The organism is Micromonospora sp. NBRC 101691, from assembly GCF_030269285.1.
Classification (GTDB): Bacteria; Actinomycetota; Actinomycetes; order Mycobacteriales; family Micromonosporaceae; genus Micromonospora; species Micromonospora echinospora.
Genome location: NZ_BSTB01000011.1, coordinates 181,810 through 205,860 on the forward strand (window position 1 = coordinate 181,810; position 24,051 = coordinate 205,860).

A 24,051-nucleotide genomic window follows, 5' to 3' on the forward strand; every position below is an offset into this window, starting at 1 on the left:
CCGGCTCACCAGTGCCCGCCACCCGGGGCGCCCAGGTGCACCACCTTCGTGGTGGTGAACTCGTCGAGCAGTTCCGGCCCGTACCCGAAGCCGTGGCCGCTGCCCCGGCGCGGTTGCGCGGCACCGCCCGGCGCACCGCCGAACACCGCGTTGACCTTGACCGTACCGACCGGCAGTTCGCGCCATGCCCGCTGCGCGTGGCCCATCGACCCGGTGAGCACGGTGGCGGCCAGCCCGTACGGCGAGCACGCCGCCCGGCCCAGCGCCTCGGTGAACGAGTCCACCACCAGCACCGGCGCGACCGGGCCGAAGGTCTCCTCGCGCACCAGCGCCATCCGGTCGGTGCAGTCGGTGACCACCGTCGGCGGGTAGAACGCCCCCGGCCCGGCGGGCACCGCCCCACCGGTCCGGATCACCGCACCCTCGGCCACCGCCGCCAGCACCTGTCCGTGCACGTGGTCCCGGTGCCGCCGGTCCACCAGCGGGCCGATCTCCGTCTCCCCGTCCTGTCCCGGCCCGATCCGCATCGCCCGCGCCAGGTCGACCAGCGCCGGAACGAAGTCGCCGGCCACCTCCCGGTGGACGTAGATCCGTTCCACCGCCACACAGATCTGCCCGGCGTTGGCGAACGCGCCCATGGCCGCCTGCCCGGCCGCCCAGGCCGGGTCGACGCCGGCGTCGACGATCAGCGGATCGCTGCCCCCGTTCTCCAGCACCGCCTTCGCGCCGGTCCGGGCGCAGGTGGCGGCGATCGCCCGGCCGGCCGTGGAGGAGCCCACGTGCGCCACCACGTCGACCTCCTGCGCGGCCAGCGCCGCGCCGACCCGCGCGTCCCCGGTCAGCAGGGACAGCACGCCGGCCGGCAGTTCGCCGTCGAGCGCCCGGGCCAGCAGCCAGCCGGTGGCCGGGGTGCGCTCGCTCGGCTTGAACACCACCACGTTGCCGGTGACCAGGGCCGCGCCGAGCAGTCCGCAGGCCACCGCCACCGGGTCGTTCCACGGGGTGATCACCGCGACCACGCCGCGCGGTTCGGGGGCCATGAAGTCCACCGCGTTCCAGCCGCCGTGCAGGGTCCGGCCGCCCCGGACCGGTCCCAGTTCGGCGTACTGGCGCAGGGTGCCGATCCCCGCCGCCACGCCGCCCCGGGCGTCGAGCAGCGGCTTGCCCATCTCCGCCGTGGTCGCCTGCGCCAGGTCCTCGGCGACCGCCTCGACCGCGTCGGCGGCCCGGCGCAGCGCCGCCGCCCGCTCCGCCGGGTCGGTCGTCGCCCACGTCGCCGCCACGCCCCGCGCCGCGCCGACCGCCTTGGCCACCTCGTCCTCGCTGGCCACCGGCACGGTACTGACGTCGGTGCCGTCGGCCGGGTCGGTCACGACGAACTCACCCCCCGCGCCGCCCGCGCCCCACACCCCGCCGATGAGTTGTTCCACCCGCCACATGGCGCGCTGCATGCCCGGGGCCGGGCCGGACAAACGCGTTTCGCCGGTTGTCCGAGGGGTAGCGCAACCGGATGATGTCCCCCATGCGACCCACCGTCCACGCGCAGTCCGGAACCGGCACGGAGAGCGCGGACGCCGTGGTCGTCGGCGCCGGCCACAACGGGTTGGTCGCCGCGAACCTGCTCGCCGATGCCGGCTGGGACGTCCTGGTGCTGGAGGCGACCGGCGTGCCCGGCGGCGCGGTCCGCTCCGCCGAGGTCACCGTCCCCGGCTACCTCAGTGACCTCTACAGCTCGTTCTACCCCCTCGGGTACGCCTCCCCGGTGCTGCGCCGGCTCGGCCTCGACGAGCACGGCCTGGCCTGGCGGCACGCGCCCGACGTGCTGGCGCACCTGCTGCCCGACGGGCGGGCGGCGGTGCTCCACCGCGATCTGGAGCGCACCGCGACCTCGATGGAGGCGTTCGCCCCCGGCGACGGGGAACGCTGGCGGGAGTCGTACGCGGACTGGCGGAGGATCTCCCGACCGTTGCTGGACGCCCTGTTCACCCCGTTCCCGCCGGTGCGCGACGGTCTGGAGCTGCTCGCCCGGCTGCGCACGGCCGGCGCCCTGCGCCTGGCCCGTCGACTGGTCCTGCCGGTTCGCCAGCTCGGCGCGGAACTCTTCGACGGCGAGGGCGGCCCGGTGCTGCTGGCCGGCTGCGCCCTGCACACCGACCTGTCGCCCGAGGACGCCGGCTCCGGCATCTACGGCTGGCTGTTGGCGATGCTGGGGCAGGAGGTCGGCTGGCCGGTGCCGGTCGGCGGGGCACAGCGGATCACCGACGCGTTGGTGGCCCGGCTGCGCGCGCGGGGCGGCCGGATCAGCTACGGCACGCAGGTGGACCGGGTGCTGGTCGCCCGGGGGCGGGCGATGGGGGTCCGGACGGTCGGCGGCCGGACCTGGCGGGCCCGCCGGGCGGTGCTGGCCGACGTGCCCGCGCCCGCGCTCTACCTCGACCTGGTCGGCGCGGCCCGGCTGCCGTCCCGACTCGTGACGGACCTGGCCCACTTCCGGTGGGACGGCTCCACCGTCAAGGTCGACTGGGCGCTGGACGGCCCGGTCCCGTGGCGCAACCCGGAGGTGGCCGGGGCCGGGACGGTGCACCTGGCCGCCGACCTCAACGGCCTGACCCGGTACGCGGCGACGTTGGCCTGCGGGGAGATCCCCGAGGACCCGTTCCTGCTGCTGGGGCAGATGACCACCGCCGACCCGAGCCGTTCCCCGGCCGGCACGGAGTCGCTGTGGGCGTACACCCACCTGCCGTTCCGGCGCGACTGGCGGGCCGAGGAGGTGGCCGGGCACGTGGAGCGGATGGAGGCGGTGCTGGAACGGCACGCGCCCGGTTTCCGCGCCCGGGTCCGGGGACGGTACGTGGCCGGCCCGGCGGACCTGGAGGAACGCAACCCGAGCCTGGTCGGCGGTGCGGTCGGCGGCGGTACGGCCGCCGCGTACCAGCAGCTCTTCCTCCGCCCGGTGCCCGGGCTGGGCCGCCCGGACACGCCGATCGACCGGCTCTACCTGGCGAGCGCGTCGGCGAATCCGGGTGGTGGTGTGCACGGCGCTCCCGGCGCGAACGCGGCGCGGGCCGCGCTGGTCCGGGACCGGGCGGTGACCGGTGGTCTCTACGCCCGGGTCGTCGGCGCGGCGCACCGCGCCGTGTACCGCTGAGTCCCTACCGGGGGGCCGCCTGGGGCTCGCCGTCGGTGCCGGCCGACGTGCGGGCGGTCGTCGGCTCGCCGTCGGTGTCGGTCGCCTCGACCGCCGTCGGTGTCTCCCGGTCGTCGCCGTCCGGTTCCGGCGTACGCGGTGCCACCACCTCGACCGGTGTCGCCTCCACCTGCCGGGGGGCCGGGCCGCCGATGTCCCGGTGCCGGCTGCGCAGCCGGAACGGCATCAGCGCGCTTTCGATCTTGGTGGCGGTGGTCATCTTCGACACGCCGTCCCGCCGCTCCTCGAAGCGGATCGGCACCTCCAGGATGGTGTGCCCGAGCTTCGTCGCCAGGTAGTGCATCTCGACCTGGAAGCTGTAGCCGTTGGACTGCACCCGGTCCAGGCCGATGTCGCGCAGCGCGTCCGCCCGCCAGATCTTGAAGCCGGCGGTCAGGTCGCGGATCCGGACCCGGAGCAGGGTGTGCACGTAGAGGTTGGCCCACCCGCTCAGCGCGCGACGGTAGAGCGGCCACGCCTCGTCCAGCTCACCGCCGGGGACGTAGCGGGATCCGATCACCACGCCGGCCCCGGTGGAGAGCAGCGAGCCGAGCATGCCCGGCAGCGCCTCCGGGGGGTGCGACAGGTCGGCGTCCATCTGGGCGACGTACTCGGCGCCGCCGTCCAGCGCCCGGGTCATGCCGTCCACGTACGCCCGGCCGAGCCCCTCCTTGCCGGCGCGGTGCACGACCTCGATCCGGCCGGGATGTTCGATGGCGAGCTTGTCGGCGACCTCGCCGGTGCCGTCCGGGGAGTTGTCGTCGGCGACGAGCACCCGCAGTCCGGGCAGCGGAAGGGCGAGAAGCCGCTCCACCAGCGCCGGGAGGTTCCCCGCCTCGTTGTAGGTCGGCACCACGACCGTCAGGCGCGCGTCCCGCCACGGCAGGGGTAACTGTACGGGTTCGATCATGACGAGCATCCTCAGTTTGCCGGCAAGTGTCCCTGAAAGGGTAGCCATCCGACCGCGTCCCGCTGTCAGGGCTCCCCGGTGAGTATTGGGCGCTTCACCATCGCGTCCCGGAGCACGACGGCTCCGGTACGACGGGCAGCTCAGCGCGGTCGGCGGGCCAGGCCACCCAGGGTGAGCGCGACCGCACCGAGCACGGCGGCGGTGACCGCCGGCTTGTGCGTGCCGACCCAGAGCGCCGCCGACCTGTCCCGCGCGCGGTCGGTGAAGACCCCCTCGGCGCCCCGGTCCCGCTCCGCGTCCCCCGGCCGGTCGAGGTTGTCCCGCCACGTCGCGGGGTCGACCGGGGTGTCGGTCTGCTGGCTGTCGTAGCCGTCCCGGGCGAGCTTGCGGTCGAGCAGACCCGGGAAGAGCGTGTTGCCCAACCGGGCCCGCCAGGTCGGGCCACCCACGTTCAGCTCGCGCGGCCCGCGGTCGGCGGCCCAGACGATGGCCCGCGCGGCCACCTCCGGCGTGAAGATCGGTGGGACCGGCTGCGGGTGCCGGGGCAGTCGGGTCCGTACCCAGGAGAACTGCGGGGTGTTCACCGCCGGGAGCTGCACCATCGACAGCTTCACCCCCGGGCAGTCGTGCAGCAGCTCGGCCCGGAGCGAGTCGTTGAAGCCCTGGACCGCGTGCTTGCTGGCGCAGTACGCCGACTGCAACGGGATGCCCCGGTAGGCCAGCGCCGAGCCGACCTGGACGATCGAGCCCCGGCGGTACGCGCGCATGTGCCGCAACGCGGCCAGCGTGCCGTGCACCGTACCGAGGTAGTTGACCTCGGTGACCCGGCGGTACTCGTCCGCCGGGATCTCCCAGGCCGGGGCGAAGACCGACACCATGGCGTTGTTGATCCACACGTCCAGCGCGCCCCACCGGTGCGCCACCTCGTCGGCGGCCCGCTGCACCGCCCCGGCGTCGGCGACGTCGAGCTGCTGGGTGACCACCTCCGCCGCGCCCCGGTCCCGGCAGTCCTCGGCGGCGGCGGCCAGACCGGCCGCGCCCCGGGCGAGCAGCGCGAGGCGGGCGCCCCGCGCCGCGTACCGCTGGGCCACCGCCCGCCCGACCCCGGCACTGGCTCCGGTGATCACCACGGTCTGGGTCACAGGTCACCCCTTCTGTCGGGTGGCGATGTCCGCCAGCCGGTTGAGCGTCTCCTTGTTGCGCTGCTTGAGCACGAGGTCGTTGAGCTTGTTGCGGATCCAGCGCAGGGGGCCGGCGGTGAAGTCCTCGCCGAGCCGGACGCGGGTGGCGTCCGCACCGACCGGTTCGAGACTGAAGACCACCGTCGCCTCGCCGGCCGGCCAGAGCCCGGCCCGGATGACGAGCCGGTGCGGCGGCTCGCAGACGAGCACGGTGGAGGTGTCGGTGAGGGAGACCGGCCACGGCCCGGCCCGGTGGTGCAGCCGGCTGCCGACCGTGGGCCAGTGGTCGTCGACGTCCCGCATGTGGGTCGTGCCGACCACCCAGTCGCTGTACGTCCAACCGTCGGCGAGCACGTCGAAGACCTGCTGCGGGGGTGCTCCGATCACTTTCTCCACAATCGCCACTGCGCTCCCATACCCCGCCCCGCGGGTGCGTAACCGGTCGGCTCGCCGACGTCGTCGGTCGCTCCGCCACGCCCCGGCGGGCTCCGTCACGCCCCGGTCGGGTTCCCGCGCCGCCGGTTAGCTTCTCCGCGCCGCCGGTTAGCTTCTCCGCGCCGCCGGGTAAGGCCGGACGGCGACCGGGGACCGGGCGGCGTGAGCCGTGCCGGGGGCACCGACGCGGCACGACGGGACGGCCGCGCCGCGACGACGCGTACGCCCCCGGGACGAGGTTTACGCCCCCGGCGGTCGGGAACCCGCCCGCCGTGCGAGGCGGTCATGAGCGGTATCAGCGCAGGTCAACCGGGGTGCACCCGGTACCTGGGCCGGTGCTCGACGGACCTGCCCCGGCGTTGTACGACGCCGTCCTGTTCGACCGGGACGGCACGCTGGTCGAGGACGTGCCGTACAACGGCGACCCGGACAAGGTCCGCCCGGTGCCGGGGGCGCGGGCCGCGCTGGACCGGCTCCGGGCCGCCGGCCTGCGGCTGGGCGTGGTGACCAACCAGTCGGGGCTGGCCCGTGGCCTGTTCACCGAGGCGGACATGCGCCGGGTGCACGCCCGGGTGACGGAACTGCTCGGTCCGTTCGACACCTGGCAGGTGTGCCCGCACGACGACGGCGACGGCTGCGGCTGCCGGAAGCCCGCGCCCGGCCTGGTCCGGGCGGCGGCGCGGGAGCTGGGCACGTCGCCGGGGCGGTGCGTGGTGGTGGGGGACATCGGTCGCGACATGACCGCCGCCCTGGCCGCCGGGGCGACCGGGGTGCTGGTGCCGACCCCGGTCACCCGGGCGGAGGAGGTGGCCGCCGCACCGGCGGTGGCCCGTGACCTGCCGGCCGCCGTGGCGGAGATCCTGCGCCGCCGGGCCGCCGTGGTGCCCGCCGCGCCCCGCCGTGCCGGCACGGTGCTGGTGGCCCGGCCCGACTCGGCCGGCGACCTGCTGGTCACCGGTCCGGCGATCCGGGCGGTGGCGGCGGGAGCACGGCGGGTGGTGCTGCTCTGCGGGCCCCGGGGGCGGGCCGCCGCCGACCTGCTGCCCGGCGTCGACGACGTCGTCGAGTGGCCGCTGCCGTGGATCGACCCGGATCCCGGTCCCGTCGACCGGGCGGGGATGGACGCGCTGCTGGCCCGGCTCGCCGGTGTCGGCGCGGACGAGGCGGTGGTCTTCACCTCGTTCCACCAGTCGCCGTTGCCGCTGGCCCTGCTGCTGCGGATGGCCGGGGTGCGCCGGATCAGCGCGGTCAGCGACGACTACCCGGGCTCGCTGCTGGACGTCCGGCACCGGGTGCCGACGGGGGTCCCGGAACCGGAACGGGCCCTGTCCCTGGCCGCCGCGGCCGGCTTCGCGCTGCCGTCGGGGGACGAACCGGTCCTGCGGCTGCGCCCGGAGGCGCTGCCACCACCGCCCGGACCGCCCGGCTACGTGGTGGTGCACCCCGGCGCCTCGGTGCCGGCCCGGGCCTGCCCGCCCGCGGTGCACGTCGAGGTGGTCGCCGCGCTGACCGCCGCCGGCCACCGCGTGGTGGTCACCGGCGGCCCGGACCAGACCGGGCTGACCGCCCGGGTGGCCGGTGCCGGTGGGGTGGACCTCGGTGGCCGGACCAGCCTGGCCGACCTCGCCGCCGTCATCGCCGCCGCCGGTGCGGTGGTGGTCGGCAACACCGGCCCCGCGCACCTCGCCGCCGCGCTCGGCGTACCGGTGGTGAGCCTCTTCGCGCCGACCGTGCCGTTCGGGCAGTGGGGGCCCTACCGGGTGCCCACCGTCCGGCTCGGGGACGCCGCCGCCCCCTGCCGGGACAGCCGCGCCGCGCAGTGCCCGCTCCCCGGCCACCCCTGCCTGTCCGGGGTCGACCCGGCCGAGGTGGTCGACGCGGTACGCCTGCTCGGCGTCACGGCCGGCGACCGGCTCGACGGCGGGCCCGGCGACCGTCCCGGCGTCACCGCAGGCGACCGTGCCGACGGTGGGACCGGCGACCGTGCCGACGGAGGTCTCGGCCCCGGCGTCGGGGCCGGCTGCGGAGGAGGTGGCCGGTGAACGTCCTGCTCTGGCACGTGCACGGCTCCTGGACCACCTCCTTCGTCCACGGCAAGCACCGCTACCTGGTGCCGGTCACCCCGGACCGGGGCCCGTACGGGTTGGGCCGGGCCCGGACCTACCCCTGGCCGGACAGCGCCGTCGAGGTGGAGCCGGCCGCGCTTCGTCGGGCCGAGGTGGACGTGGTCGTGCTCCAGCGACCCGAGGAGTACGACCTGGCCTGCGACTGGCTGGGGCGTCGGGTCGGCCGGGACGTCCCCGCCGTCTACGTCGAGCACAACACCCCCAAGGGCGACGTGCCGCACACCCGCCACCCGATGGCCGACCGCGACGACCTGCTGATCGCCCACGTCACCGGGTTCAACGAGCTGTTCTGGGACACCGGCGGCACCCGTACCACCGTCGTCGAGCACGGCGTCGTGCCGCCGCGCGCGGCGTACACCGGCGAGTTGGACCGGCTGGCCGTGGTGATCAACGAGCCGGTCCGGCGGTGGCGGGTCACCGGCACCGACCTGCTGCCCCGGTTCGCCGAGATCGCCCCGCTGGACGTCTTCGGCATGGGGGTGGCCGGGCTGGCCGAGCGGCTGGGACTGCCGCCGGACCGGGTGACCGGCCACGACGACGTGCCGCAGGACCGGATGCACGCCGAGCTGGCGCGGCGGCGGGCGTACCTGCACCTGTGCCGGTGGACCTCGCTCGGACTGAGCCTGATCGAGGCGATGGCGATCGGCATGCCGGTGGTCGCCCTGGCCACCACCGAGGCGGTGGTGGCCGTACCGCCCGACGCGGGCGTGCTCTCCACCCGGATCGACACCCTGCTGGAGGCCGCCCACCGGTTCGTGGCCGACCCCGCGACCGCCCGCCGGGTGGGCGCCGAGGCCCGCGCGGCGGCCGGGGCCCGGTACGGCCTGGAGCGATTCCTCGCCGACTGGGACCGGCTGCTGGAGGAGGAAGCATGCGCATCGCGATGATCTCGGAGCACGCCAGTCCGCTCGCCGTGCTCGGCGGCGAGGACGCCGGTGGGCAGAACACCCACGTCGCGGAGCTGGCCGCCGCGCTCGCCGCCGCCGGTCACGACGTCCGCGTCTACACCCGCCGGGACTCCGTCGCGCTGCCGGTGTCCGTGCGGACCGAGGACGGCTACGACGTGGTGCACGTTCCCGCCGGGCCCCCGGAGCCGGTCGGCAAGGACACCCTGCTGCCCTACATGGAGCCGTTCGCCGACTGGCTGGCGCAGCGGTGGAGCTCCGGGGAGTGGACGCCCGAGGTGGCGCACGCGCACTTCTGGATGAGCGGCCTGGCCGCGCTGAGCGCCGGCCGGCGGACCGGGGTACCGGTGGTGCAGACCTACCACGCGCTCGGCACGGTGAAGCGACGCCACCAGGGGGCGCAGGACACCAGCCCGGCCGGGCGGGAGGACTACGAGCGGGTCCTGGGCGTCGCCGTGGACCGGGTCGTCGCGCAGAGCCGCGACGAGGTCCGCGAGCTGGTCGCGATGGGGGTGCCCCGGTCCCGGATGACGGTCGTCCCCTCCGGGGTCAACCTGCGCGCCTTCAGCCCGGTCGGGCCGGTCGCCGAGCGGGTCGACGGTCTGGCCCGGGTGCTGACCGTGGGCCGGCTGGTCGAGCGGAAGGGCTTCGGCGAGGTGATCCGGGCGATGCGGGTCGTGCCGGACGCCGAGTGCGTGGTGGTGGGCGGCCCGCCGGCCGGGGCGATCGACGACGATCCGCACGCCCGCCGCCTGCGGGCGCTCGCCGCGGCGTACGGGCTCGGCGACCGGGTCCGTCTCGTCGGCGCGGTTCCCCGCGAGGAGATGAGCCACTGGTACCGCTCCGCCGACGTCCTCGTCGCCGCCCCCTGGTACGAGCCGTTCGGCCTGACGCCCCTGGAGGGCATGGCGTGCGGGGTGCCGGTGGTCGGCACCGCGGTCGGCGGGATCGTCGACACCGTGGTCGACGGGGTCACCGGCGATCTGGTGCCGCCCCGGGACCCGGACGCGCTCGGCACGGCGGTCCGCCGGCTCCTGGCCGACCGGGAGCGGCGCTTCGCGTACGCCACCGCCGCCCTGGACCGGGCCCGGCACCGGTACTCCTGGTCCCGTACCGCCGCGCACCTCGCCGAGGTCTACGCGGCGGTGACGGCGGCGCGCCGGCCGACCGGGGTGGTCGCCTGATGCCCGCCCCCACGGTGCTGGAGGCGCACCTGGCCGACCTCGCCGTGGCGCTGCGGGAGTACCGCCGCGCGGCGGACCGGCTCGCCGCCTGGGGGGACGCGCTGGCGGCGACGCTGATCTCCGGTGGACGGCTGCTGGTGGCCGGCAACGGGGGCAGCGCGGCCGAGGCCCAGCACCTCACCGCCGAACTCGTCGGCAAGTTGCGCCACGACCGGCAGCCGCTCTCCGCCATCGCGCTGCACGCCGAGACCAGCGCGCTCACCGCGATCGGCAACGACTACGGCTTCGACGAGGTCTTCGCCCGCCAGGTCCGCGCCCACGGTCGCCCCGACGACATCCTCCTGTTGCTCTCCACCAGCGGCAGCAGCGGCAACCTGCTCTCCGCCGCCCGGGCCGGGCGGGAGGCCGGGCTGCGGTGCTGGGCGATGACCGGACCGGCGCCCAACCCCCTCGCCGACGCGTGCCACGACGCGCTGGCCGTCGCCGCCCCGGACAGCCAGATCGTGCAGGAACTGCACCTGGTCTCGGTGCACGTGCTCTGCGAGCACGTCGACCGGGCGCTGCCGCTGCCGCTGGGGGCGGTCACCGGCGGGCAGCCGCAACCGGTCGCGGCCACCCGCGCCGCGCCGCGTACCGGGGTGGAGGTCGTGCTCGACGACGGCGCCGGACCGGGCGTCGGATCGCGAGGGGGGACGGCGTGACGGGACCGCTGGTGGTGCTCGGTGACGTCCTGCTCGACCGGGACGTGGAGGGGGTGGTGAACCGGCTCTGCCCGGACTCCCCGGGGCCGGTGCTGGACGAGACCGCGCACGTCGAACGGCCCGGCGGGGCGGGGCTCGCGGCGCTCTTCGCCGCCGCGCAGACCGCGGAGGTCGCCCTCGTCACGGCACTGGCCGACGACGCCGCCGGGGCCCGGCTCAGCGGTCTGCTGACCGCCGCCGGGGTGCAGGTGTACGCGCTGCCGCTGGCCGGTGCGACCCCGGAGAAGATCCGGCTGCGGGCGCGGGGACGGGTGCTGCTGCGGCACGACCGGGGTGGCGCGTCGGGCACCCCGGGGGAGCCCGGTGAGGCGGTGCTGCGCCTGATCGCCGACGCGTCCGCCGTGCTGGTCAGCGACTACGGTCGGGGCGTGGCCCGGCAACCGGCGCTGCGCGCCGCGCTGGCCGCCACCGCCGCGCCGGTGGTCTGGGACCCGCACCCGCGCGGCCCGGCGGCCGTGCCCGGGGTGCACCTGGCCACGCCGAACGAGGCGGAGGTCCGCGAGTTGGCCGAGTGCCCGCCGGGACCGTCCCGTCTGGCCACCGCCGCCCGGGGCGCGCAGGGGTTGCGCCAGCGGTGGCGGGCCGGGGCGGTCGCGGTGACCCTCGGCGCGGACGGCGCGCTGCTCTGCCACGCCGACGCGACCCCGCTGGTGGTGCCCGCCCCGGGCAGCGCCGAGGGGGACACCTGCGGGGCGGGGGACCGGTTCGCGGCGACCGCCAGCGTCGCCCTCGCCCGGGGCGCGCTGGTCTCCGAGGCGGTGCAGTTGGCGGTCGCCGAGGCGTCGGCGTACGTCGCCGCCGGGGGAGTGGCCGGGCTGCCCGTCCCGGCCGGCGACCCCGTCCCGACGTCGTCGGGCACCGGCGAACGGATCGGCGTGGCGGCGGCCGGCGCGGTGGTCGCCGCGACCCGGGCGGCCGGCGGCACGGTGGTCGCCACCGGCGGCTGCTTCGACCTGCTGCACGCCGGGCACGTCGCCACCCTCCAGGCCGCCCGTCGGCTCGGCGACTGCCTGGTGGTCTGCCTCAACTCCGACACCAGCGTCACCGACCTGAAGGGACCGGACCGACCGGTGGTGCCGCAGGGCGACCGCGGCCGGCTGCTGGCCGCGTTGAACTGTGTCGACGCGGTGCTGGTCTTCGACGAGGCGACGCCGCACGCGGTGCTGTCCTGGCTCCGTCCCGACGTGTGGGTCAAGGGCGGCGACTACGCCACCGGCGTCGGGGACGAACCGGTGCTGCCCGAGGCGGAGCTGCTGCGCCGCTGGGGCGGGCACACGGTGGTCGTGCCGTACCTGCCGGGCCGGTCGACCACCGACCTGATCGCCGCGGCCCGCACGGCCGGCATCGACCGGCTCCGGCCCGCCGCGCCCGGTGGCCCCGCCGACAGCAGCCGGCGTGACCGGACGGAGCCGCCGCGGCGCCCCGGCGTCGTCGAGCGTCAGCCCACGGAAGGAGCGCGATGAGCACCGGTTTCCTCGCCGACGGGTCGACCGTCCTGATCACCGGCGGGGCGAGCGGCCTCGGCGCCGCCGTCGTCACCGCCGTGGCCCGTGCCGGCGCCCGACCGGTGGTGCTGGACCGGAAGCCGCCCGGCGACGGCGTGCCCTGGATCGAGTGCGACCTGGCCGACACCCGGGCCGCCGAGGCCGCCACCCGGGAACTCGCCGAACGCTCCGGCGGCCTGGACGCGGTGGTCACCGCCGCCGGGATCGACGTACCCGGCAAGCTGGCCGACGTGCCCGGGGAGACCTGGGACCGGATCGTCACCGTCGACCTGCTCGCCACCGCCGCGGTGGTCCGCGCCGCCCTGCCCTACCTGCTCGCCTCGCGGGGCACCGTGGTCACCGTCGCCTCGACCCTCGGCGTCAAGGCGGTCAGCGACGCCACCGCGTACTGCGCGGCGAAGTTCGGCGTGGTCGGCTTCACCCGTGCCCTCGCCGCAGAACTCGCCGGGAAGGTCGGCGTCACCCTGCTGATCCCCGGTGGCATGCGCACCCCGTTCTTCGACGACCGGGACGACCAGTACCGGCCGGGGCCGGACGCGGCGCTCAACGAGCCCGCCGACACCGCCGCCGCCGTGCTGTTCGCGCTCTCCCAGCCGGCTGGCTGCGCGGTGCGGGAGCTGGTCGTCTGCGCCCAGGAGGAGTCCTCGTACCCGTGATCCTGGTGCTGCGCGCGCTCGGCGTCGGCGACCTCGCCACCGCCGTGCCCGCGCTGCGTGCCCTGCGCGCCGGGCACCCGGACCGGGAACTGGTGCTGGCCGCCCCGTCCTGGCTGACCCCCCTGGTCGAGCTGGTCGGCGGCGTCGACCGGGTGCTGCCGGTGACCGGGCTGGACCCGGTGGAGTGGTCGGGACCGCCCCCCGAGATCGCGGTCAACCTGCACGGGCGTGGGCCACGGTCGCACGAGCTGCTGCGTACCACCGGTCATGGTCGGCTGCTCGCGTTCCGCTGCCCGCCGGCCGGTCACCCGGACGGCCCGCCGTGGGACGACGCCGAGCACGAGGTACGCCGCTGGTGCCGGCTGCTCGACTGGTACGGCCTGCCGGCCGATCCGGACGACCTGGCCCTGGCCCGACCCGCGCCGGACCGGGTGCCGGTCGGCGTGACCGTGCTGCATCCGGGCACGAAGGTTCCGGCGAAACGCTGGTCGCCCGCGCGGTTCGCCGCTCTCGCCCGGCACCTGACACGGCACGGGCACCGGGTGGTGGTGACCGGCTCGGCCACCGAACTCGGCGTCGCCGAGCAGGTGACGCGCCGGTCCGGGCTGCCGTCCACGGCGGTGCTGGCCGGCCGGACCGGCCTGGCCGACCTGGCCGCCCTGGTCGCCCACGCCCGGCTGGTGGTCAGCGGTGACACCGGCGTCGCCCACCTGGCCACCGCCTACGGCATCCCCTCGGTGGTGCTGTTCGGCCCGGTCCCGCCCTCCCGCTGGGGGCCGCCCCCGGACCGGCCCCGGCACCGGGCGCTTTGGGCGGGGGTGGAGGAGTGCCCGGGGTGGAACGGGGTGGGTGTCCACCCGACGATGGCGGCGCTCCCCGTCGACCAGGTACTGGCCGAGGTGGACGAGGCGGAACGAGCGGTGCGGGACGACGGTGCGGTTGCGGCGCAGTGATCCGGGCCGGCCGGGGTACGGACGCCGACGGGCGGGCCGGGGTTGGCGCTTCGTCGACCCGGCCGGCGTCACCGTGCGGGACCCCGACCAGCTGACCCGGCTGCGGGAACTGGTCATCCCTCCGGCCTGGCGGGACGTGTGGATCTCTCCGTACCCGAACGGGCACATCCAGGCCACCGGGATCGACGCCGCCGGCCGCAAGCAGTACCTCTACCACCCGCAGTGGCGACAGCGACGCGACGAGGCGAAGTTCGACCACGTGCTGGAGGTGGCCCACCGGTTGCCGGTGCTGCGGGAGCGGGTCGAGCGGGACCTGACCGGCCGGGGGCTGCGTCGCGACCGGGTCCTGGCGACGGTGACCCGGTTGCTGGACATGGGCATGTTCCGGGTGGGCAGCGACCAGTACGCGGCCGGCGACGACCCGACCTTCGGCGTGGCCACCCTGCGCCCCGAGCACACCCGGTCCCGGGGCGGCTGCGTGGTCCTCTCCTTCCCGGCCAAGGGCGGCGTCGACCAGGTGCGCCGGATCGACGACCCGGAACTGTGCCAGGTGCTGCGCAACCTGCGTCGGCGTCGGCGCGCGGCCGACCGCCTCTTCGGCTACTGGGACGGCGCCACCTGGCGGGACGTGCGCAGCGACGAGGTCAACGACTACCTGCGCGAGGCCAGTGGCGGGGAGATGACCGCCAAGGACTTCCGGACCTGGCACGCCACCGTGCTGGCCGCGGTCGACCTGGCCACGACGGGCGTCCAGCGCTCGGTCACGGCCCGGCGGCGGACTGTCGTCGCGGTGATGCGGGACGTCGCCGAGCTGCTCGGCAACACCCCCACGGTGGCGCGGGCCTCCTACGTGGACCCGCGCGTGGTGGATCTCTACCACGACGGTGTGGTCGCCCCGGTGGGCCCGGACACGTCCCGACCGGAGGCCGAGCGGGCGGTGCTGGCCCTGCTGGAGGAGGCCTGACCGGCCCCACCCCCGCCCGGGAGCGGCGGCGGGGCCGGAGGTCGGCCCGGCGTCGGTAGCCGGATTGACGGGGGACCGGATGCCGGAGAGGGCCGCCGCGGTTCGAGCCACGTCGCGCACTGTCGAGTGGCCGGCACGACGCTGCCGCAACCCCCGTTGCCCGCGTGGTGCTCTCTCCTCGCAGCCGGTCACCGTACCGGCGCCTCAGCCGGTCAGTGGCCAGTATGCCGGTGGGTCGTTGACCCGGGGTGCCACCGGGTTGACCGTCCGTGCCAACGCCTGGGCCTCCCGGTAGGACTGGGGGCTCATCCCGTAGGCCGCCCGGAACGCCCGGCTGAAGTGCGCCTTGTCGGTGAAGCCCCACCGCCACCCGATCGCCTGCACGGCCCGGCCGCGCAGGCGCGGGTCGGCCAGGTCCTGCCGGCAGCGTTCCAACCGGCGGCGACGGATCACCTGGGCGACGGTCTCCCGCTCGGCGGCGAAGAGCCGGTGCAGGGTCCGGACGGAGATGTGGTGGGCGTCGGCGACGGTCTGCGGGGTGAGCGTGGCGTCGCCGAGGTGGCGGTCGATGAAGGCGAGCACCCGGGTCAGCATCGCCTGCTGCCGTACGTCGACCGGTAGCGTCTCCTCGGCGTCGATCTGCCCGGCCAGCATCGCCGCGACCAGGTCGACGGTGATGCCGGCCAGCCGGGGGGCCTCGGCGGGGCTGAACTGTTCCGGGTGCCGGACGAGCCGGTCGAGGTGCTGGGCGACGAGCGCCCCCATCCCCTCCGATCCGCTGAGCCGGCTGGCGGTGAGCCGGTCCAGCTTGGCCGCCGGAATCGGCAGCATCGCCTTGGGGATCACCACGGTCAGCGCGCCCGCCTCCTGGCGGACTCCGTCCGCCAGGTGGACGAGCTCGTACGGCCGGCCGTAGTCGATGAGGGTGAACGCGCCCTGTCGCATCTCGGTGTGCCGGCGGCGGGCACTGATCCCGCTGGATCCGGCGACGGTCAGGGCGAGCTGGTAGATGCCGGGATCGCCCTGCCGGATGAGCTTCGGGGTGCGCCGCCCGGCGAGGGACTGGTACCGGAAGCGGGTCAGCGAGACGCCGCCGAGGTCCACCAGACGGGCGCTGCCCCGGAAGTCGGCGGCGTGCTCGCTGCTCATGGCGATCGGCGCGGCGGCCCGGCCGGTCAGTTCCAACCAGCACGGCCACCGGTCGGCGGGCGGCAGCCGCGCGGTGTCCACAGTCTCCGTCGGCAGCATCGTCCCCCTTTCGAGCGCCGGCGTCCTCCATTCTCGACGAGGGGACCGACACTCGGGACGCGCGGTGTGCCCAGGGGCACCGGACGGTGGCGGAGAGGTGGGGTCGTCGGTGTCCCCGAGGGTCCGCGAGGGTGCCCCGGGGACGGTGCCCCGGTGGCCCGCGACGGTGACGGTGGGTGGTGCGTCGGCGGGCGCGGGTGGCCGTCCCGGCGGGCGGGACGGCCACGCCCGACGCGTCAGTCGTTGAGCACCTGCGCCAGCCGGTCCCGGAAGCGGCGCTCGGAGTCGCTGACCACGTCCCCGCCGAGGCCGAGGATCCCGCCCGTCGAGGCCGCCGTCACCACATGGTCGGCGATCTCCACCAGCCAGTGCCGGTACGCTCCGGCCTGCCCCTCGTCCACCCGGGCCGCGAGCAGCGCGGCGGCCTGCCCGGCGCGGGCGAGCACATCGTCGATCATGGCCTGCGGGTCGGACGGCGCGAGCACCGGCAGTTCCTCACCGGCCTCCGGGTCGCCCACCCGGGAGACGATCTCCCCGGCCACGGCGGCGACCAGCGGACTCGCCGACTCCCGGCCGGACGCGATGGTCTCCAGCCCGGCGGCGCTCTCCGCCCGGGTGCGCCGGGTGCCGTCGGACTCCGCCGCGCTCGCCGCGGTCAGGACCGACTGGGGCAGGCCGACCAACAACCCCCACTCCTCGTCGGAGAACCCGAACCCGGTGTACGCCGGCTGTTCGATCACGGCAACGCCCCTCTCGCTGTGCACTCACCTCGACGACCCCGCGCCGGAGGCGGCGGGGCGGAAACAGGCTAAACCAGGCTCAGCAACGCCTGCCCACTCACCACGGGCACGGACAGCGTCTTGTACCCGACGTCGTCGAAGAGAACCGTCATCCGGTCCTCCTCGTAGCCGAGCACCATGCCGGATCCCCACTCGGGGTGGCGGACCTGGCTGTGCACCGGGAAGAGCGGATCCCCGGTCTCCTCGACGGCGGCGACGCTGGTGCCGGCGGCGCAGTTGTCGCAGTGCCCGCAGACCTCGGTCATCTGTTCCCCGAAGTACGCCAGCAGCGCCTGCCCCCGGCAGCCGGTGGTCTCGGCGAAGGCCCGCATCATGTCGGTGCGGGACCGGGTCACGGTCTGCTGGCGTTCCGCCTCGGCCAGTGCCGCGCGCGCGGCGTCCACCGGCGCCGGGGCGTAGCGGGGGGCGCCGATGCGCTGCCGGCCCCGGGGAGCGACGGCGCCGACCTGCTCCAGCAGGGAGAGGTACTGGCCGAGCTTGCGGGGCCCGAGGCCGGTCAGCTCCCGCAACTGCTTCCGGTTGACCGGCTTGGCGCGCAGCAGCGCGGCCAACTCGTGCAGCTGCCGTTCGTCCGGCAGGCCGCCGGTGAAGTAGCGTTGCAGGCCGACGTCCTCGGCCTGCCAGAGCAGCAGCACGCGGGCCGGCTGGCCGTCCCGCCCGGCCCGGCCGATCTCCTGGAAGTAGCTGTCCGGCGAGTCCGGCAGCGCCATGTGCACCACCCAGGCGATGTTCGGCTTGTCGATGCCCATGCCGAACGCCGAGGTCGCCACCATGATCGGCACCTGGTCGGCGAGGAAGGCCCGGTGCAGCTCGTCGCGGGCCCCGGCCGGCATGCCGCCGTGGTAGTACTGCGCCGGGAAACCGGCGTCGGTGAGCCGTCCGGCCAGGTCCTCCGCGGACCGTCGGGTCGGGGTGTAGATGATGCCCGGCCGCTCGTCCTCGCGCAGCAACGCGACAAGTCGTCGCCAGCGGTAGTCCTCGGTGGGACAGTGCGCGACCTCCAGGAAGAGGTTCGGCCGGTCCAGCCCGGAGAGCACCAGCTCCGGGTCGCGCAGGCGCAGCCGGGCGACGATGTCGTCGCGGACCGGCGGCGACGCGGTCGCGGTCAGCGCCACCACCGGCGGCCGGCCGATGCCCTCGATCAGGTGCCCCAGCGCCAGGTAGTCGGGGCGGAAGTCGTGACCCCAGGCGGAGATGCAGTGCGCCTCGTCGATCGCCACCAGCGCCGGTTCCAGCGCGCGGACCTCGGCCATCCGGGTCGGGTCGCTGAGCTGCTCGGGGGTGATGAACAGGAACTCCGCCTCCCCGGCTCGGATCGCGGCCAGCGCCTCGGCCTGCTGGGCCGGGGTCTCGGCCGAGCTGACCCGCACCGCCCGCAGCTCCGGCCGACGCCGCTCGTGCAGGGAGGCGATCTGGTCCTGCTGGAGGGCGAGCAGCGGGCTGATCACCACGGTGCAACCCGGGATGAGGCTCGCGGGGATCTGGTAGACGGCGGACTTGCCGGCGCCGGTGGGCAGGACCACCAGCGCGTCGCGTCGCTGCATCACCGCCCGCATGGCGGCGAGCTGGTTGGGTCGCAGCTCGTCCCAGCCGAACAGGTCCCGGGCGGCGCGGTGCAGGGCGGTGGTGTCGCGGGATCGTCTCATCGGTGGCCGGTGGTACCCGGACCGGCCGAGGGCGAAACCGTTCCTCCCCGGCCGGCGACGTGGGTGTTTCCGCCGGTGGCGGCGGGGTTGCCCGGACCGGCGGGCTCACCGGAGCCGGGGCAGGACCTCGTGCTGGTACAGGTCGAACAGGCCCTGCCAGTGCGGGCCGGTGTTGGCCACGTACACCTCGTCGAAGCCGGCCTTGGCGTACTGGTCGATCTTCGCCAGGTGCGCGTCGGCGTCCCGGCCGCAGACGAACGCCTCCCGCACCGTGTCCGGGCCCACCATCTGCGAGGCCTGCTCGAAGTGGCGTGGCGAGGGGAGCACCTGGGACAGTTCGCCCGGCACACCGGCGTTCGGCCAGCGCTCGTACGCGATCCGCGCCCCCTCGTCGACGCTGTCGGCGTACGCGGCCTTGAATCCGGCCTGGCACGGCTTGTCGCCGCCCCCGCCCTCGCGGAACCGCCGGACCAGGTCGGCGTCGGGGGAGGTGTTGACGTAGCCGTCGCCGATCCGGGCGGCCAGGTCGACCGCCTTCGGGCCGAAGCCGGAGACGTAGACCTTCGGCGGCTCCTCCGGCAGCGTGTAGATCCGGGCGTGCTCCACGGTGTAGTGCCGGCCCCGGTGGTCGACGAAGCCGCCGGCCCAGAGCTCGCGCATCACCCCGACCGCCTCCTCCAGCATCTCCAGCCGGACGCCCGCGCCCGGCCACGGGTCGCCGAGGATGTGCTCGTTGAGGGCCTCGCCGGAGCCGACGCCGAGCACGAACCGCCCGGAGTGCAGCACCGCGCTGGTCGCCGCGGCCTGGGCCAGCACCGCCGGGTGGATCCGGACGGTCGGACAGGTCACCGCGGTGGTCACCGGGAGCCGGCAGACCTGGCTGAGCGCGCCGATCACCGACCAGACGAACGGGCTCTGCCCCTGCGCGTCCACCCAGGGGTGGTAGTGGTCGGAGATCCACAGTGCCGCGAAGCCGGCCCGCTCGGCGCCGCGCGCCTGCGCCACGAGCTCGGCCGGGGTGAACTCCTCACTGGACAGGAAGTAACCGATCTTCATCTTTCCCCCTCGCCGCGTCCGGGGCGCCGGACCCTCCGGCCGGACCACCTGCGCGGTACCCCGGGGGCGGCGTGTCACACCGCGCCGGCCGGGCCGGCCGGCGTCGTCGCCGGTCGCGTCCGCCGGGGACGGGGGTGGATCCGGCGCGGTCGGGTCAGCGGAACATGGCCCGGATCGCGGCGATCAGGAGCAGGCCGCCGACGACCAGCCCGAGCAGGCGGACCCCGGGGATGTCGTACCAGTCGACCTCGTCGGCGGCGGTGATCAGCGAGGAGTGCACCCCCGCACTCTTGCACGACCGCGCACGTCGGTGCCACGGCACGGGTCGACCGATCCGCCACTCTCAGTAATAGAAAGGTTTATTGACTATTAGTCGGGCCGGTGTGACCATGGCAGACACCGCAGGCGGCGGGGGAGACCGCCGCCGGGACACCGAGGGGGTACGGGGACCGCATGAGCGCACCGATGGGGAACCTGGCGAGCCTGGCCGCTGCCGTCCTGCAACCCGGCTTCGTCGGCACCACCCCGCCCCCGTGGATCTGTCGGTGGCTCGGCGAGGGGCTCGGCGCGGTGGTCCTGTTCGCCCGCAACGTCGTCGACCCGGCCCAGGTCGCCGCGCTCACCGCCGCGCTGCGGGCGGAACGGCCGGACGTGATCGTCGCCATCGACGAGGAGGGCGGCGACGTGACCCGGATCGAGTCCGGGCCGGGCAGTTCCCGTCCGGGCAACCTCGCCCTCGGCGCGGTCGACGATCCGGCGCTCACCGAGGCGGTGGCCCGGGACCTCGGCCTGGAACTGGCCGCCGCCGGCGTCACCCTGAACTACGCCCCGGACGCCGACGTCAACTCCAACCCGGACAACCCGGTGATCGGCGTGCGCGCGTTCGGCGCGGACCCCGCGCTGGTGGCCCGGCACACCGCGGCCTGGGTGCGCGGCCTCCAGGCCGGCGGGGTCGCCGCCTGCGCCAAGCACTTCCCGGGGCACGGCGACACCCGGGTCGACTCGCACCACGACCTGCCCCGGATCACCGCCGACCGGGTGCGCCTCGACGCCGGCGAGCTGGTGCCGTTCCGGGCCGCGATCGCCGCCGGGGTCCAGGCCGTCATGACCGGGCACCTGCTCGTGCCGGCCCTCGACCCGGTCCTGCCGGCCACCCTGAGCCGGCGCGTCCTGACCGACCTGCTCCGCGACGAACTGGGCTTCCACGGTGTCGTGGTGACCGACGCGATCGAGATGCGCGCGGTCGCCGACACGTACGGCTTCACCGGCGCGGCGGTCCGGGCCCTCGCCGCCGGGGCGGACGCGATCTGCATCGGCGGCGAGCACGCCGACGAGGAGACCGCCCGCCGGCTGCGCGACGGCATCGTGGCCGCCGTCGTCGACGGGGAGCTTCCCGAGGAACGGCTCGCCGAGGCGGCCAAGCGGGTCGGCCAGCTCGCCGCCTGGACCACCACCGCCCGTGCCGACCGTTCCCGGACGGCCGGACCGGACGGCGTCGGGCTGGCCGCCGCGCGCCGGGCGGTGCGGGTGACCACCGGCGACGGTGGGGCGCTGGCACCGCTGACCACCCCGGCACACGTGGTGGAGTTCGCGCCGCCCCGCAACATCGCCATCGGCGCGGAGACCCCGTGGGGGATCGGCGCGCCCCTGGCCGAGCTGCTTCCCGGCACCACCACCGTCCGGTACGCCGAGGCGGACGTCCCCGCCGCCCCGACCGCCGGCCCGCCGGACCGGCCTCTCGTGCTGGTCGTCCGGGACCTGCACCGGCACGGATGGATGCGGACGGCGGTGGAGCACGCGTTGGCCGCCCGCCCGGACGCGGTGGTCGTCGAACTGGGCCTGCCCGTGCTGGTCACCGGACGGGTGCACGTGGCGACCCACGGCGCGAGCATGGCCGGGGCGCGGGCCGCCGCCGAGATCCTCACCGGCGCGGTCTGACCGCGGAACCGGGGGTGTGACTACATCGGGAGGCGACCTCGGCGCCAGTGCCAGTGGCGACCGGCCGTCAGGTGGTCGACGATCGCGCGCTGGAGCACGGTGCGGCGCGGCAGCTGGTCGAGCGGGGTGGTCAGGGTGCGGAACACGAACCGCCGCGCCTCGACGTCGGCGTCCAGCCCCTCCTGCTTCTCGTATGGCTCCAACTCGAACCGCCGCTGGAACCGGACGATGTTGGAGTCCTCGGGCAGGTACTCCCGCAGCTGCGGATCGAGCAGCCAGGAGCCGCAGGAGAACGTCGTGTACCGCTCGTCGGGGAAGTGGCGTGGGAAGAACGCGCGGGCCTCGTCGAGCGACGCCGTGACCGCCTCCGGGGTCAGCGGCCCCGACTCGGGGATGTGCAGGGCGACGGCGTCCTCGCCGCGCTGGTGCTGCAACCGGCCCAGCTCGTAGATGCCGCCGCGCGCGTGCAGCGTCAGCCAGCTCTGCATGACCGGCCAGCCCTCACGACGCATCCGCCGGTCGATCGCGAGGTTGCGGCCCAGGTCCGCGAGGGTCGTCCAGGACACGGTGTCGGGGACGCCGTGGTCGCGGTGGTATCCCGTGACGACGTCGACCAGGGCCAGGTACGCGTACACGTAGAGATGCCGCCAGGCGGGGCCCCGTTCGCGCGGCAGCTCCGGACCGGGCGACAGCCAGCCGTGGCCCCCGAGGTCGGCGCGGACCAGGGCGGTCGAGCGGTCGAGCAGCCAGCGCAGCTCCGGGGTCCACAGCGGCGAGCCGGGGTCGGGCCAGCCCGCCATGATCTCGGCGGCGTCGTCCGGCCGCACCGCGAGCCGGTCGAGGATCGCGGGCGCGTCGGCCCGGGCCGGCAGCGGTGCCGACGGCCGGTCGCCGGCGAGCCGGTGCACGCGGTCGACGTCCTCGACGGGTAACCCGAGCCGGGCGGCGATGTCTCCGGAATCCACGCGGACGACCCTACCGGTCGGTCACTGCTCCTCCGTAGCGGTGACGAGGTCGGCGTACTCGGAATGACGGTCGATGAAGGCGGCCATGAACGGGCAGCGGGGGACCACCCGGGCGCCGCGTCGGCGTACCTCGTCCAGCGTGCCCCGGATCAGTGCCTCGCCGACGCCCCGGCCCCGGAACTCCTGGTCGACCTCGGTGTGCGTGAAGACCAGCACGTCCGCGCCGCGCGGCCGGTACGCGGTGAACCCGGCCAGCGCGTCGTCGACCAGGATCTCGAAGCGGCGGCGGGCCGGGTCGTCCTCGACGAGGTAGCTCACCCGGTCATTCTCCACCCGCCGGCGGCCAGCCGGTCCAGTTCGGCCAGCAACCGGTCGACCTCCTCGACGGTGTTGTAGTGGTAGACGCTGGCCCGGACCGCCCCACCGTGCTCCCGCAGTCCCAGTGCCTGGAAGTACTCGTAGGCGTAGTAGTCGCCGTGGGAGAGGCAGATCCCGGCCGCCCCGAGCGCCGTCGCGGTCTCCGCCGGGGTCGACCCGGCCAACCGGAACGAGACGGTCGGGCAGCGCCCGGCCGGGGCCGGCAGCACGGTCACCCCGGGCAGCGCCGCCAGCCCGGCCAGGAGCCGGTCGAAGACCACCTGCTCGTGCGCCCGCGCGGCGACCAGCCCGGCCCGGACCCGCGCCCGCCGGTCGCCCCGGCCGGTCGGGTCCAGCCCGGCCAGGTGCTCCACCGCGGCGGTCAGGCCGGCCAGCAGAGGGAAGCTCGGCGTGCCGTACTCGAACCGGTCCGGCACCGCGTCGGACGAGGGCCGCAGCTTGTCGGGACGCAGCGCCGCCCAGCGGGCCGGGTCGGCGACCAGCGCGGCCAGGTGCGGCCCGGACCACTTGTAGGCGCTGGTGACGAAGAAGTCCGCGCCGAGGGCGGGCACGTCGGTCGGTCCGTGCGGCACGGCGTGCACCCCGTCCACGCAGACCAGCGCCCCGGCGGCGTGCGCCAGCCGGGCGATCGCCGCGACGTCCGGCATGGTGCCGACGGCGTTGCTGGCGGCGGTCACCGCGACCAGTCGGGTCCGCTCGCCGACCAGGTCGGCGTACTGACCGGTGGGGAGTTCCCCGGTGGCCGGGTCGAACTCCGCCCACCGCACGGTGGCCCCGGCCCGCTCGGCCGCCCGCACCCAGGGGCGGACGTTCGCGTCGTGGTCCAGCCGGGACACCACCACCTCGTCGCCGGGCCGCCAGGTGTCGCCGAGCGTGCGGGCCAGCGTGTACGTCAGGGCGGTCGCGCTCGGCCCGAGCACCACCCCGTCGGGCGCGACGCCGAGCAGGTCCGCCACGGCCGCGCGGGCCGCCGCGACGATCTCCAGCGACCGGCGGCCGGGAGCGAACGCGGCGCTGCGGTTGCCCACCGCGTGGCGCATCGCCCCGGTGACCGCCTCGACGACCCCGGCGGCCGGCTGCGTGCCGGCGGCCCCGTCGAAGTGCAGGTGACCCTCGGCCAGCGCCGGGTAGGCGGCCCGGACCCGCGTGACGTCGAATGACATGCCGGGCACCCTAGCGCGGCGGCCGGCCACCCGCTCCCGCCCGCCCCTGACCTGATCGACAGGTGTCGAGGTGGATCGCGTTGCGTACTC

Annotated in this window: 20 protein-coding genes and 2 pseudogenes; 10 read left to right on the forward strand and 12 right to left on the reverse strand. The window is 75.7% G+C overall.

Annotated features, from left to right (window positions below):
- Positions 1-5 precede the first annotated feature (5 nt).
- Positions 6-1,439: an aldehyde dehydrogenase family protein gene (locus QSK20_RS18565; protein ID WP_285789852.1), complete on the reverse strand. Its 1,434-nt coding sequence runs from the start codon at positions 1,437-1,439 to the stop codon at positions 6-8.
- Positions 1,440-1,522: 83 nt separating this feature from the next.
- On the opposite strand from QSK20_RS18565, the gene QSK20_RS18570 reads away from it, so the two are divergent.
- Positions 1,523-3,148, forward strand: a complete 1,626-nt coding sequence (locus QSK20_RS18570) for a phytoene desaturase family protein (RefSeq protein WP_285789853.1) — start codon at positions 1,523-1,525, stop codon at positions 3,146-3,148.
- 190 nt (positions 3,149-3,338) lie between these two features.
- On the opposite strand, the pseudogene QSK20_RS18575 reads toward QSK20_RS18570, so the two are convergent.
- From QSK20_RS18575 to QSK20_RS18585, 3 genes and pseudogenes are all read right to left on the reverse strand, one after another.
- Positions 3,339-4,097, reverse strand: a pseudogene (locus QSK20_RS18575) (polyprenol monophosphomannose synthase); the annotation flags it as partial.
- Positions 4,098-4,237: 140 nt separating this feature from the next.
- Complete coding sequence (locus QSK20_RS18580; RefSeq protein WP_285789854.1) at positions 4,238-5,239, reverse strand: SDR family oxidoreductase; 1,002 nt, start codon at positions 5,237-5,239, stop codon at positions 4,238-4,240.
- A gap of 3 nt (positions 5,240-5,242) precedes the next feature.
- Positions 5,243-5,665 carry an SRPBCC family protein gene (locus tag QSK20_RS18585; protein ID WP_352232299.1) on the reverse strand — a complete coding sequence of 141 codons (423 nt, stop codon included), beginning with the start codon at positions 5,663-5,665 and terminating at the stop codon, positions 5,243-5,245.
- Positions 5,666-5,985: 320 nt separating this feature from the next.
- On the opposite strand from QSK20_RS18585, the pseudogene QSK20_RS18590 reads away from it, so the two are divergent.
- The 8 genes and pseudogenes from QSK20_RS18590 to QSK20_RS18625 all read left to right on the forward strand — a co-directional run.
- Positions 5,986-7,665: pseudogene (locus tag QSK20_RS18590) on the forward strand (HAD-IIIA family hydrolase); the annotation flags it as partial.
- 86 nt (positions 7,666-7,751) lie between these two features.
- Positions 7,752-8,726 (forward strand): glycosyltransferase family protein, encoded by a 975-nt coding sequence (locus QSK20_RS18595; protein ID WP_285789857.1) that lies wholly within the window; start codon positions 7,752-7,754, stop codon positions 8,724-8,726.
- A complete protein-coding gene (locus QSK20_RS18600) occupies positions 8,711-9,928 on the forward strand; it encodes a glycosyltransferase (protein WP_285789858.1) in 1,218 nt (405 codons plus the stop codon). Before QSK20_RS18595 ends, QSK20_RS18600 begins: the two co-directional genes overlap by 16 nt.
- Complete coding sequence (locus tag QSK20_RS18605; RefSeq protein ID WP_502888929.1) at positions 9,928-10,629, forward strand: D-sedoheptulose-7-phosphate isomerase; 702 nt, start codon at positions 9,928-9,930, stop codon at positions 10,627-10,629. Before QSK20_RS18600 ends, QSK20_RS18605 begins: the two co-directional genes overlap by 1 nt.
- Before the next feature lie 11 nt (positions 10,630-10,640).
- Entirely contained in the window at positions 10,641-12,152 is a 1,512-nt protein-coding gene (locus QSK20_RS18610; protein ID WP_502888932.1) for a PfkB family carbohydrate kinase, read from the forward strand.
- Positions 12,149-12,850: an SDR family oxidoreductase gene (locus QSK20_RS18615; RefSeq protein ID WP_285789860.1), complete on the forward strand. Its 702-nt coding sequence runs from the start codon at positions 12,149-12,151 to the stop codon at positions 12,848-12,850. Before QSK20_RS18610 ends, QSK20_RS18615 begins: the two co-directional genes overlap by 4 nt.
- Positions 12,847-13,803 carry a glycosyltransferase family 9 protein gene (locus QSK20_RS18620; RefSeq protein ID WP_285789861.1) on the forward strand — a complete coding sequence of 319 codons (957 nt, stop codon included), beginning with the start codon at positions 12,847-12,849 and terminating at the stop codon, positions 13,801-13,803. The genes QSK20_RS18615 and QSK20_RS18620 overlap by 4 nt, the downstream gene beginning before the upstream one ends.
- Positions 13,784-14,767: a DNA topoisomerase IB gene (locus QSK20_RS18625; protein ID WP_285789862.1), complete on the forward strand. Its 984-nt coding sequence runs from the start codon at positions 13,784-13,786 to the stop codon at positions 14,765-14,767. Before QSK20_RS18620 ends, QSK20_RS18625 begins: the two co-directional genes overlap by 20 nt.
- Positions 14,768-14,971: 204 nt before the next feature.
- Here the strand turns inward: QSK20_RS18625 and QSK20_RS18630 are convergent, their stop codons facing one another.
- The 5 genes from QSK20_RS18630 to QSK20_RS18650 form a co-directional block, all read right to left on the reverse strand.
- The gene (locus tag QSK20_RS18630) at positions 14,972-16,015 is read right to left on the reverse strand and encodes an AraC-like ligand-binding domain-containing protein (protein WP_285789863.1); all 1,044 of its coding nucleotides are present in this window, start codon (positions 16,013-16,015) and stop codon (positions 14,972-14,974) included.
- A 236-nt stretch (positions 16,016-16,251) separates the two neighbouring features.
- The gene (locus QSK20_RS18635; protein WP_285789864.1) at positions 16,252-16,755 is read right to left on the reverse strand and encodes a hypothetical protein; all 504 of its coding nucleotides are present in this window, start codon (positions 16,753-16,755) and stop codon (positions 16,252-16,254) included.
- A gap of 68 nt (positions 16,756-16,823) precedes the next feature.
- Entirely contained in the window at positions 16,824-18,461 is a 1,638-nt protein-coding gene (locus QSK20_RS18640) for a RecQ family ATP-dependent DNA helicase (RefSeq protein WP_285789865.1), read from the reverse strand.
- A 105-nt stretch (positions 18,462-18,566) separates the two neighbouring features.
- Entirely contained in the window at positions 18,567-19,517 is a 951-nt protein-coding gene (locus tag QSK20_RS18645; RefSeq protein WP_285789866.1) for a TIGR03557 family F420-dependent LLM class oxidoreductase, read from the reverse strand.
- Between the two features lie 154 nt (positions 19,518-19,671).
- Positions 19,672-19,797 (reverse strand): hypothetical protein, encoded by a 126-nt coding sequence (locus QSK20_RS18650; protein ID WP_269148516.1) that lies wholly within the window; start codon positions 19,795-19,797, stop codon positions 19,672-19,674.
- 173 nt (positions 19,798-19,970) lie between these two features.
- On the opposite strand from QSK20_RS18650, the gene QSK20_RS18655 reads away from it, so the two are divergent.
- Complete coding sequence (locus QSK20_RS18655) at positions 19,971-21,455, forward strand: glycoside hydrolase family 3 protein (RefSeq protein WP_285789867.1); 1,485 nt, start codon at positions 19,971-19,973, stop codon at positions 21,453-21,455.
- Between the two features lie 20 nt (positions 21,456-21,475).
- On the opposite strand, the gene QSK20_RS18660 is transcribed toward QSK20_RS18655, so the two are convergent.
- The 3 genes from QSK20_RS18660 to QSK20_RS18670 are packed head-to-tail and all read right to left on the reverse strand — an operon-like array spanning position 21,476 to position 23,961.
- Positions 21,476-22,420 (reverse strand): acyltransferase domain-containing protein, encoded by a 945-nt coding sequence (locus QSK20_RS18660; protein ID WP_285789868.1) that lies wholly within the window; start codon positions 22,418-22,420, stop codon positions 21,476-21,478.
- Positions 22,421-22,441: 21 nt separating this feature from the next.
- On the reverse strand, positions 22,442-22,738 hold the full coding sequence (locus QSK20_RS18665; RefSeq protein WP_285789869.1) for a GNAT family N-acetyltransferase: 297 nt from the start codon (positions 22,736-22,738) through the stop codon (positions 22,442-22,444).
- Positions 22,735-23,961 carry a cysteine desulfurase-like protein gene (locus tag QSK20_RS18670; protein WP_285789870.1) on the reverse strand — a complete coding sequence of 409 codons (1,227 nt, stop codon included), beginning with the start codon at positions 23,959-23,961 and terminating at the stop codon, positions 22,735-22,737. The genes QSK20_RS18665 and QSK20_RS18670 overlap by 4 nt, the downstream gene beginning before the upstream one ends.
- Between the last annotated feature and the right edge of the window lie 90 nt (positions 23,962-24,051).

Excerpts from the sequence above, each read along its gene's own strand:
- QSK20_RS18565 (WP_285789852.1), bottom strand. The coding sequence starts at position 1,439 with ATGTGGCGGGTGGAACAACTCATCGGCGGGGTGTGGGGCGCGGGCGGC.
- QSK20_RS18570 (WP_285789853.1), top strand. The coding sequence starts at position 1,523 with ATGCGACCCACCGTCCACGCGCAGTCCGGAACCGGCACGGAGAGCGCG.
- QSK20_RS18600 (WP_285789858.1), top strand. The coding sequence starts at position 8,711 with ATGCGCATCGCGATGATCTCGGAGCACGCCAGTCCGCTCGCCGTGCTC.
- QSK20_RS18605 (WP_502888929.1), top strand. The coding sequence starts at position 9,928 with ATGCCCGCCCCCACGGTGCTGGAGGCGCACCTGGCCGACCTCGCCGTG.
- QSK20_RS18615 (WP_285789860.1), top strand. The coding sequence starts at position 12,149 with ATGAGCACCGGTTTCCTCGCCGACGGGTCGACCGTCCTGATCACCGGC.
- QSK20_RS18630 (WP_285789863.1), bottom strand. The coding sequence starts at position 16,015 with ATGCTGCCGACGGAGACTGTGGACACCGCGCGGCTGCCGCCCGCCGAC.
- QSK20_RS18640 (WP_285789865.1), bottom strand. The coding sequence starts at position 18,461 with ATGAGACGATCCCGCGACACCACCGCCCTGCACCGCGCCGCCCGGGAC.
- QSK20_RS18645 (WP_285789866.1), bottom strand. The coding sequence starts at position 19,517 with ATGAAGATCGGTTACTTCCTGTCCAGTGAGGAGTTCACCCCGGCCGAG.
- QSK20_RS18655 (WP_285789867.1), top strand. The coding sequence starts at position 19,971 with ATGAGCGCACCGATGGGGAACCTGGCGAGCCTGGCCGCTGCCGTCCTG.
- QSK20_RS18670 (WP_285789870.1), bottom strand. The coding sequence starts at position 23,961 with ATGTCATTCGACGTCACGCGGGTCCGGGCCGCCTACCCGGCGCTGGCC.